Consider the following 10247-nt stretch of genomic DNA (forward strand, 5'->3'; position numbering starts at 1 on the left):
TTATGAAATCATTCTTACTACTCCTCATTTTTGTTTTTACATCTCAAATACCCCGTGCACAAACCTGTGTTATTAAGGGTAAGGTATTGGCCAACAACGTGCCCTTAAGCCATGTATCAATAAGCCTCGTTAATGCCAGGCACGGTACACTCAGCAATCAACAAGGGTTTTACGAGTTAAAAAACATCCCGGCAGGTAGCTATAACATTCTGTTTTCTGCAATTGGGTACGAGCCTAAGCAATTAAAAATAGCTTTAAAAAGCGATGCCCCACTAATATTGGACGTCACCCTGAACGAAAGCTCATCAACCCTGAACGAGGTAGTTATTACCGGGGCAAGCCGTGCAACCGTGGTACGTAAAAGCCCGATACCGGTTGCCGTGATGACTAAAAAGATGATGGACCAAAACGTAAACAACAACCTGATAGATGCCATTGTAAAAGGCGTGCCGGGTGTAAGTGCGGTAACAACCGGGCCCAACATCTCCAAACCCTTTATACGCGGGTTGGGCTATAACCGGGTGCTTACCCTATATGATGGTTTAAGGCAGGAAGGCCAGCAATGGGGAGATGAGCATGGCATTGAGATAGACCAGTATGGCATTGCACGTGCAGAAGTGGTTAAAGGGCCGGCCAGTTTAACTTACGGCTCTGATGCCTTAGCCGGGGTAATTAATATGATACCCGCAATGCCATCATCCGGGGATAACAAACTCGGCGGAGATATTACAACAGATTATCATAGCAACAACGGCATGATAGGCACCTCCTTAGGTTTGGGTTATCGCAATAATAGCTGGCAATACATTTTACGGGCTACAGCCAGGCAGGCCTATAGTTATAGTAATCACATTGATGGTACAGTTTTTGGCACTGCTTTTAAAGAATACAACTTATCCGGCATGGCCCGAGTTGATAAAAGCTGGGGTTACACAAAAATGGGACTTACATTGTATGATAACCACCAGGAAATACCTGATGGCAGCCGCGATTCATTATCGCGCCGCTTTACCCGGCAGGTACTTGATAACGGCGACGATATTAAGAACCGCCCCGTTGTACCAGCTGATGAGTTGAAAAGCTATACCATAAACCCGCTGCACCAGCGCATACAACATTACCGGCTTTATAACAATACAGAGGTTAAATTGGGCGGCGGCACGCTCGATATACTTTTGGGTGCCCAACAAAGTATCCGCAGGGAATACAACCACCCCACACTACCCGATCAGGCAGGGTTATATGTGGTACTTAATACACTGAGCTATGCTGTAAAATATAACATGCCCGATTTGGCGGGTTTTGAAACTACCATTGGCGTTGGCGGGATGTACCAGGATAACCGCAGTAAAAATGGCACCGACTTCCCGATACCTGATTATAACTTATTTGATATCGGTGGTTACTTTTTCACTAAAAAATCATGGGGTAAACTGGATTTCTCGGGCGGATTAAGGCTGGATAACCGCACCATTAACTGGGATAATTTTTATGTGGGCACCAATGCCATAACTGGCTTTGGCACACATGTTACAAATAATATGGCGGGTGCTAATTTGCAGTTCCCGGCATTTAATCATCATTACCAGGGCATTTCGGGTAGTGCAGGTTTAACTTACAACATTACCGATAAGTTGTTAATAAAAGGGAATGTAGCACGTGGTTACAGGGCACCTAATATTACCGAAATTGGCTCTAACGGGCTCGACCCGGGCGCGCACATTGTTTACCTGGGCAACCGCAATTTTAAACCCGAATTTAATACACAGGCAGATATTGGTGTAATGGCCTACCTGCGCGATGCCGACCTGAGCCTCGAGGTATTTAACAACCAGATACAAAACTACATTTACCAGACCCGCCTTACAGATGCAAATGGCAACCCCGTAGTAATAGTTCCGGGCAACTTAACGTATCAGTATCAGCAGTCGAAGGCGCGTTTATATGGCGCAGAGGTTACACTTAATTTTCACCCGGCGCAAGTTAAATGGCTGGCTTTTAATAACAGTTTGGCTTATGTGGAGGGCTTAAATAAAAACGAAACTTTACTGGCGCAACACGGCAATGCAGCTAAGTACCTGCCGTTCATCCCGCCATTGCATGTACACTCTGGCATTAACATTACCGCCCAGCGGACTTATCATGCCTTCAGCAAACCTTATTTTAAGCTTGATGCAGATTTATATGCCGCACAAAATCATTTTTATGCTTTGGATAATACGGAAACCTATACAGCAGGTTACCACCTGATAAGCGCAGGGATTGGCAGCACCTTAAAGAATAAAAAGGACAGGGTGATCTGCGACTTATTTATACAGGTCGACAATTTATTTGATACGGCTTACCAATCAAACCTTAACCGGTTAAAGTACTTCGAATATTATTCGGCATCTCCCAATGGTCGGCTGGGCATATATAATATGGGCAGAAACTTAAGTTTTAAGATAATTGTTCCGTTTTAAGCGGTTCTTCAAGCACACCTCCTTTGTAATCAGACAAAAACTCATGATAATAAGCTTTAATTTGCCCGGTGTATTTCAAGGCATAGTTAACCAGGGCTTCCTGCCAGTTGGGGTCTTTGCCAAACTGGATGAGCTCGTCAATAGGCGCTGTACCATCCATACCGGCGCTCCGCAACTGGGCAGATGCCGTAAGCATAGCCATATCATCAATTACCCGGTATATATCGCGGTAACGGTCTTTAATCAGTTTAAACTTAATGCTGTCTTTTACGGGTTGCAGTTCCTGCAAAACAAAAGGCTGCTCCCTAAACACAGTTGTGCTTAGTAATGAGGCCGAAATATACTGCATGCGCTGCTGTACGGTAACAATACGGTCTGACTCGGTGGTCCATTCAGGCTGAGGTATATTATTAAGGTAGGGAGACAAAGCAGACACGGTAGACTGCTTCATATCCAAAAGCAAATATTTGTCTTTAGTATTGGTACTTTTCAGCAAAAACAAGTAGCGCTTCAGGCCGATGCTACCCGTGCCTGCCACCCTGAACACGGCATCTTTTACCTTAAAGTTATATGGGCTATCACTGCTATTGGCAATCCATTGTTCAATATGGTTATAAAGTTCGGCACGGAGCGGCTTTTTTATTTTAATATGCCGCTCATCTGCTAATGACAGTACTATTTTATGCTTTTTTTCTTCAGTACGTTTACGCAGTATTACCTTCTGGTTGTTATTTTCTGCCGCTGTTAAAAAATCACATACAATGCCTTGTGCTGTACGTGGGTCTATACTGTAGGCTTTGCCTTTTACCAGTGTTTCTGCGTAGGTTTTCAGAAACAATTTAGCCATACTTAAGGCCTTATCCTGCCCTATTTCCAGTGAATCGAAAGCAATGAAAATACTACAAATCAGCCTGATTAACTCCCATGCTGCGGGCGCTTTTATGCTCTCATCAAAATCATTTAAATCAAAATATACCAACTTGTTATCAGCCTTGTAACTGCCGAAATTTTCGAGATGCAGATCACCGCATACCCAGGCTATTGGCGATTGCGGAAAATTATCTGCCTGTGCCAGGTCTTCATAAAATAAATGGCACGTGCCCCTGTAAAAACGATATTGATTTTCTGCCATGGCCTCATACTTGAGTTGTACCATTTTGGGCAGTAAAGGTTGGTTGTAGGCTGTTAACCGTTCGGATAATCTGGACATAATAGGGGTAAATATCAAAATACAACAATAACAAGTTATTATCACCTATGAACCACCGTCTTCAATTTTCGTTTTAATTTTTTAATTCAATTAATAAATTAATTCAATCTTGATGTTTGCCTTTAAAACTAACAATAAGCATATTACGTGTTGTAGCAACACTAAAATATGTACAACAGTAATTGTTAATCGTGCAGGCGTTGCAATATTTTACAAAACCCGTGGTATATTAACCGCAACTGCTCGGTATCATCAATGGCCACATCAGTATAAAACTCCAGCCAGGGGTGGCTAACCTCGCTATCTTCTACATGATGGGTGTGGATACCCAAGTTAAAATCCTCCAATGTCGAAAATATTTCTCTTACATCTGCATCTGCAAATAGCTGGTGCACCTTTTCTTTATCGTTGGTTTCAACCAGTACGCTTTTATCAAATTCTGGGTAACCTGTATCCACATCCTGCATCCCAAAAAACTTGCCTACACTATCAATAAAGCCCTGGTGATGTATGGCAAACCTAAAATCGTTATTAACAGGTAGCGGCGATTTCAGCTGGGTATATTCAGAACCGCCCTCAAAACCACCACCCGGGTCTATGTCTATATACAATTGTATCCGTTTGCCGTTCTGCTCTATCAGTACGTCGTAAGTAAATTCGTCAGTTTTAAGGTTAGCCTCAATAAGCGGCCAAACTTCCTGCTCGTTTTTTCCGGAAATAATTCTTTGATCTTCCATAGTAATAAGTATCCATCAAAAACAGTACCACGTAAAATATTACAGCTATTAAAACGCTTCGCCTACGTTTACAAACAAACCTTTAGAGCCTTGTGTACCAATACCATAGTCGATACAGATATTGGTTTTTGATACCTTATTGAGTTTAAGCCTTATACCCGGGCCAAATGCAGGTTGAATAGCTTGCAGCTTTGAACCCGGCACACCCGAAAAACTTTGCGCATTAGCAAATACCACCCCCCCAAGCAAGCCGTTGGCCGAAATGCGGAAACGATACTCTGTTTCGAGGTAAACCATTTGCGCCCCTCTAAAACGCCCCTGTATATAACCCCTGCCGGTGCTCGAATAAGAATCCCAGCCGTTGGCCGGCAAATTAAGGTAAGGCGGGTTGCCATCCAGTACTATCCAGTTATAACTCCAAAAGGCCAGCACATTCTCGCTGCTGGCCGGGAATCTAAAATACTTGCGTACATCCAAAATCAACGACCGCCAGCCGGTATTACTGCCCCAAAAACGGTAATTATCCCTAAACTGCATGGCGGCGTAAGTACCCTTTGAGGCATTTATCGAATTATCGCGGCTATCAAACAACCCGTTTAAGGTAATACCCGATGATACCGAATGTGTAGACATGCCATAATTAGCATACGCCGATGGTGCGCCGCTTTTTAACCCCTTCTGAGATATATTAGCATAATAATCAACAATATAGCCACCACCCGCGTACAAATTACCCGTTATTTTTCGCAGTAGGATCTCGTAAAAACGGATATAATTAAAGTTCATCGGGTTCTCATCCGTTTGCTTGGTATTACTCCCTAGCCCAAAAGTACTTTGGGGATATTTATAAAACCGGTAATCGCCTATTAAAACATACTTGCCATTTTTCAGCCAGATGCTGGATTGTATGGGGATGGTGATCTGTTTTTTTGAGGAGAAGGCCGCGCTTGCTGTAACGGTAGAAATGCGCGATATAGAATCGAGTCGGAAAGCGATATTACCCGCCAAACTCACTGCAAAACCCGATGTAAGCGTGTAGCCGATAGCCGGAATTACAGACATAATGGGCTTAGATGTGATCGAGTCGTTGTGAGGCACTTTCAACTTTCTTTTGTTCATGAGTCGCTTAAATACGTCATAAACATCTTTTTGCGGCACCGAATCTTTTAATACAATGATGCTGTCATTAAGCGGGTAGTGTATAATTGGGATTCCTTTATTGCCCTGCGCCCTTAAGCGGCCGGCAAAACAGCAAATAACTAATACTAGAAAAGTGAATACTGATGCTCTGCCCATTCATTAGTTAATAACCCAGAAAGGGAGTAACTGTTTAACCTGCATAGCGTTATTCTACAAATAAGTAAGCCCGTACGGGTTATTGCTGTCGTAATAAAATGGCTCGAAACTAGTATCGGCCAGTTGGCAGGATGCAGAGATGAACGTACAGTTTACATCGCCAAAAATGGTGGCAATGGCAGCGTCGGCAGCATCGCGGCCGGTTGCTATTTTAACCAGCCCGTTTAGCGGCACCAGCTTGGTGGCATCAAATATTACCCAGTCGTGCCCGATAAAAGCCTCGAAACAGGCATGAAAATCGGGCGGGTTTAGCTGATAAGCATAGCCGGTAAAATACCGTGCCGGGATATCCAGTGCGCGGCAAAGGGCAATACCCAGGTGTGCAAAATCGCGACAAACGCCTGCCTGCTCGGTTACAGTATCGTAAGCCGAGGTTTGTGAGGTTGTAGAACCGCTCAGGTATTCTACATTATCATGTATCCAATCGGTAAGGGCCATTACCTTTTCAAAGGCGTTGGTAATTTTACCAAACTTGTTATGTGCAAAACGAAATAGCTTGTCCGACTGGCAATACCTGCTGGGGAAGAAATAAGGCAGCACCTTGGTATCCAGCTGAATTACCGGGATATCTGTTAATAAGTCGCCGGCGGTTTGTTTAAAAGATGTATCAATTACAGCATGGTAATTAATGTTCAAATAAGCAGGTTTAGTAACTTCAAAGCGCACATAGCGGTTTTCGCCATACGAGCTTAGCTCTTCCGATTTACAGTACGGATCAACACTAAATGTTTCTTCGAGTACGGCCTGTGCCGGTGTACGAAGGGCATGTATGTTTAAAATAAATGTTGCGGCCGATCTGACCTCATAACTTAATGCCCCCGAAACGCTGAACTTCATGCTTTTTTTCTCTTTTTACTGCTTTTGCCGAGTTTATTAAACGCGGCATCCATCCATTGGTTTGAAATGTTTTTAAGTGCTTTTTTTAATTCCAGGTCCCACTGTGCCGATACCTTGCCCAGGTCTTCCTGCCCATAATGATGTTCTACCATATTAAAGCTGCCATTCTCATACAAGGCTACATCTATCGGGAAGTCAACATCAGCCGCACTGATACGGGTTGAATCGAAAGAAAGGAAACCGGCCTTCAAACACAGTTTCAGGCTCGATTCGGTATTTAAACTGCGGTTTAATATCGCTTTACCCTGTGCTGCGTTACCAATAATAACATAAGGCGCACCCGCGCCAAGCTCTACCCAGTTACCTTCGGGATATAATAGAAACAGCTTGTGCTCTTCGTCATCCTTCATCTGGCCACCTATAATGGTATTAAGGTTAAACTTAAACCCGGCCTTCTCCAACGACTCACGGTCCTCTTCGGCCACACGTTTTACCTGCTCGCCAAAGGCATTTACGGCTTTATAAAGTTTATTATAATTATCAAGATTGCTGTCCAACAGCTCTTCAAAATAAACCATCGCCTTATCACGTACCGAGCGCAGGCCGCTGGTCATGATAAACATAGAGCATTGCTCTTTTTGCATTACAAACAGCTTTTTCTTAATAGTTACATCACTGCCAGAGGTAATGCGAGTATCGGCAATGGCAACCAGCCCCTGTTTTACTTTGATGCCTAAGCAATAGGTCATATCTAATTAAAAATGTTACGCTGCAAAGTAGCTCTTATTAATTGTCTTTATCAAGAGTAAGGCGCTATTCTTTTAATGAGCTTTTAAGCAAAGTTTAACCCTGTATACACCCAAATTTTACCGTCGAAAGACGACGATATTTCAAATATAGAAAACAGCCGTTTAATGTATGCCGCATTACAGCAAAACCATATTATATCAGGTGCACGATTGGCCTAGGCTCTTTAAAGATTGGGCAAAGGCAAACGGGTTTTGGCAGTAAGTTAAAACTTCTTACAGCCCAACACTGCCAAGGTACAAACCGCGCCTGTTGCCAGTGCAAAGCTGTACTGAATGGCGGCTTTGAGCTTGTTTTCGTCTTTTTTAAATTCGTATACGTCGCGGGTCCAGGCTTTATAGTCAAGGCTAGCTGGTTGTAAATAAGTGGAATATTTTGGCCGTAGGCAACGGTGGTATGTCATTGGTTATAAAATGGTTTCGCCGGGTTACAGTATCACCTACATAGATGTGGCTTACTTAACTTTGTATTTATCAAACATTATATCTATTTTTCAACTAATTAACTAGTTTATTAAAGGCATGAACAAGATCTATCTTTTAATTTTGGGTTTATGCAGTACTTTTTTTGCCCAGGCACAAATTACAGCTATAAACATCTTACAGCAAACGGCAGCTAAAATACACCTGTTAAAAAGCATAAGCTATGAAGTAAAAGAAACTGATATTAACCCCTTTAGTGTGGGCGACACCACACGATCTACTGCAAAAGTTTCAATAGTTTTTACTAAGGCGGGCGCTGTTAATTCGTTACTCATGAAAACAAGCATGAATGATGGAAAAACTTTGCTCTGCGATATATTTTATAAAGACACACTATACAGTGTTGACTTAGATGACAGCACATACGTTACCAGTAAACAAAAGCCGATTCCAGATATAAGCAGCACACTCGATTTTATCACCAACAGCCTAAAATCTCCTTCTAAAATTTTCTATCAAAAGGATACCATTATAGCAAAGGCAGCCTGCTACCAAATTTTTATTAAGAGCTATGACACAGTTGCTAATGGACTGCATAACTACACCTATAATTATATTGCTATTAACAAGAAGTCTTTACTCCCCACATACATCAGGCAAGCAGGCGAAGGGTCTGTAGAAAAAGACGGCCATAGCTTAGGCAGGTTAAAAATGTTTTCAGAAAAAACATTCTTTAACTTAAAAGCCAACAAAAGAATAAACGATAACTTATTTCGGTTTGATAAAACTATCTACAGCATAAAAAACACTCAAATGCTTGCAAATGGTGCTGTAGCGCCGATATTAATTCTAAAAGATCTTTCTAACCAAATAGTGCCGCCAGCAAGCTTTAAGCATAAGGTACTACTGGTAGAGTTTGGTGGCACAACCTGCGCCGCTAATCCTTTGGCTAATCCGATGCTTAACCGTTTAGCACAGAAATATCCATCAAAAGATTTTGCAATAGCGAGCATTTATTCTGTAGAAACATCAACCCAGGTTAAGCAATATATAGCCGGCAACGGCATAGCCTTCCCGGTATATTTAGGCACAAAAAAAGTCTTAAACGAATTTAAAACTATTGGTACACCCAATTTTTACCTTATAGACAAAAACGGGAAAATTATTAAAAGCAGTAACGGCTACAGTAATGAACTGGAAAAAGAACTTACTGCGGAAATAGATAAACTTGTACATTAACCTGCTTACATCGCTTCCATCGCTTTTATAATGGTATAAAGCGTTTGGTTAACAGGTGTGGGTACGTTGTACTTTTTACCCAGGGCAATTACAGTGCCGGCAAAAATATCAACCTCTGTTTTACGGCCGGCTTCCTTATCCTGCAGCATAGATGTTTTACCGCCCGGGCTTAGGGTGTTAATAATGGTAAAATAAGCATCCAGATCTTCCTGTTCGAGATTAACTTTAGCTTGGCGCGACAGGGTTATCACCTCATCGGCGGCCAGCTGCATTAAATTACGCGCCTCCTGGCTTTGCTGAAACACCCCGTAAGTGGCATTTAATACTGCCGAGGCCTGGTTAACACCTACATTCATCATAAACTTGGTCCACAATGATCTCAGCATATCCACCGGGATCTGGTGCGGAATTTGCGCTTTTTCAAAAAGCGTTTTTACAGCTTCAACCCTGGCGGTAAGGGTTTCGTTGTGCTGTTCGCCAAATACAATGCGGCCGGGCGCGGTAAAGTTAATCTCATTGCCCTGGCGCACAGCATCCATGCCAATGGCATAAGCATATAACAGGTGCTCCATGCCAACCGCTGCGCCTATCTGTTCTTCGCTCGAGATGCCGTTCAGCAGTGAAATTATAATCGTATCCGGCTTTATAAAACCTGTAATAGCTTGTATAGCCTGTGCCAGTTGTGCATGCTTAACCGCAATGATAATCAGGTCTGCAGGTGGCTGCGAGTTATCGCCAGGCTCTGCATAATTAAACTGATAAACCTTACCATTAATATTTAAGCCGGTTTGTTTTAGCCTGGCTATTCTATCGCCACTGGCAATCACTTTCAAAATGCTACTATCCATATCATGCAATTTTGCACCATATAAACCCCCAACTGCTCCAATACCTAAAATGTATACTGTATTAATTTGATTCTCCATAAAAAGCCGCCTGTTAAACAACCAGGGCCAACTTAAATAAAATCCAACACATTCAATACTCTTTTTAGTAACAATACGTATATAATAACGTCTACTGGTGAGCAGAAAACATTCAAACAAATAAGCATTCTACATAGCCAGTTGATTGTAAAAAAATGGCATATCTTCAATTAATTTTATTAATAATATTGATAAATAATTAATAATAAGTATGTTGTATTAATGGCTGAGGCCGGGTGATACCAGAGGGT

At 42.3% G+C, this 10247-nt stretch carries 9 protein-coding genes; 2 read left to right on the top strand and 7 right to left on the bottom strand.

Going from position 1 to position 10247, the window contains the following annotated elements; all coding sequences use genetic code 11:
* Positions 1 to 2462 (top strand): TonB-dependent receptor (locus tag RG47T_RS19385; RefSeq protein ID WP_074491102.1); only part of this gene is annotated, 2462 nt, incomplete at its 5' end.
* On the opposite strand, the gene RG47T_RS19390 is transcribed toward RG47T_RS19385, so the two are convergent.
* The 6 genes from RG47T_RS19390 to RG47T_RS19415 all read right to left on the bottom strand — a co-directional run bounded on the left by RG47T_RS19390 (position 2440) and on the right by RG47T_RS19415 (position 7812).
* On the bottom strand, positions 2440 to 3672 hold the full coding sequence (locus RG47T_RS19390; protein WP_074491103.1) for a DUF2252 domain-containing protein: 1233 nt from the start codon (positions 3670 to 3672) through the stop codon (positions 2440 to 2442). The two genes, RG47T_RS19385 and RG47T_RS19390, sit on opposite strands and share 23 nt — an antisense overlap.
* A 185-nt stretch (positions 3673 to 3857) precedes the next feature.
* Complete coding sequence (locus RG47T_RS19395; protein ID WP_074491104.1) at positions 3858 to 4409, bottom strand: hypothetical protein; 552 nt, start codon at positions 4407 to 4409, stop codon at positions 3858 to 3860.
* A gap of 48 nt (positions 4410 to 4457) precedes the next feature.
* Positions 4458 to 5705, bottom strand: a complete 1248-nt coding sequence (locus RG47T_RS19400; RefSeq protein WP_083627462.1) for a BamA/TamA family outer membrane protein — start codon at positions 5703 to 5705, stop codon at positions 4458 to 4460.
* A gap of 54 nt (positions 5706 to 5759) precedes the next feature.
* Positions 5760 to 6602, bottom strand: a complete 843-nt coding sequence (locus RG47T_RS19405; protein ID WP_074491105.1) for a transglutaminase-like domain-containing protein — start codon at positions 6600 to 6602, stop codon at positions 5760 to 5762.
* The gene (locus RG47T_RS19410; protein ID WP_074491106.1) at positions 6599 to 7351 is read right to left on the bottom strand and encodes a proteasome-type protease; all 753 of its coding nucleotides are present in this window, start codon (positions 7349 to 7351) and stop codon (positions 6599 to 6601) included. The genes RG47T_RS19405 and RG47T_RS19410 overlap by 4 nt, the downstream gene beginning before the upstream one ends.
* A 263-nt stretch (positions 7352 to 7614) precedes the next feature.
* Positions 7615 to 7812: a hypothetical protein gene (locus RG47T_RS19415; protein ID WP_074491107.1), complete on the bottom strand. Its 198-nt coding sequence runs from the start codon at positions 7810 to 7812 to the stop codon at positions 7615 to 7617.
* Between the two features lie 118 nt (positions 7813 to 7930).
* On the opposite strand from RG47T_RS19415, the gene RG47T_RS19420 reads away from it, so the two are divergent.
* On the top strand, positions 7931 to 9070 hold the full coding sequence (locus tag RG47T_RS19420; protein WP_074491108.1) for a TlpA disulfide reductase family protein: 1140 nt from the start codon (positions 7931 to 7933) through the stop codon (positions 9068 to 9070).
* A gap of 5 nt (positions 9071 to 9075) precedes the next feature.
* Here RG47T_RS19420 and RG47T_RS19425 read toward each other — a convergent pair whose 3' ends face one another.
* Positions 9076 to 9996, bottom strand: coding sequence for a ketopantoate reductase family protein (locus RG47T_RS19425; RefSeq protein ID WP_074491109.1), 921 nt, complete (start codon positions 9994 to 9996; stop codon positions 9076 to 9078).
* Positions 9997 to 10247 lie beyond the last annotated feature (251 nt).

It is taken from the genome of Mucilaginibacter polytrichastri (genome assembly GCF_001911425.1).
Classification (GTDB): Bacteria; Bacteroidota; Bacteroidia; order Sphingobacteriales; family Sphingobacteriaceae; genus Mucilaginibacter; species Mucilaginibacter polytrichastri.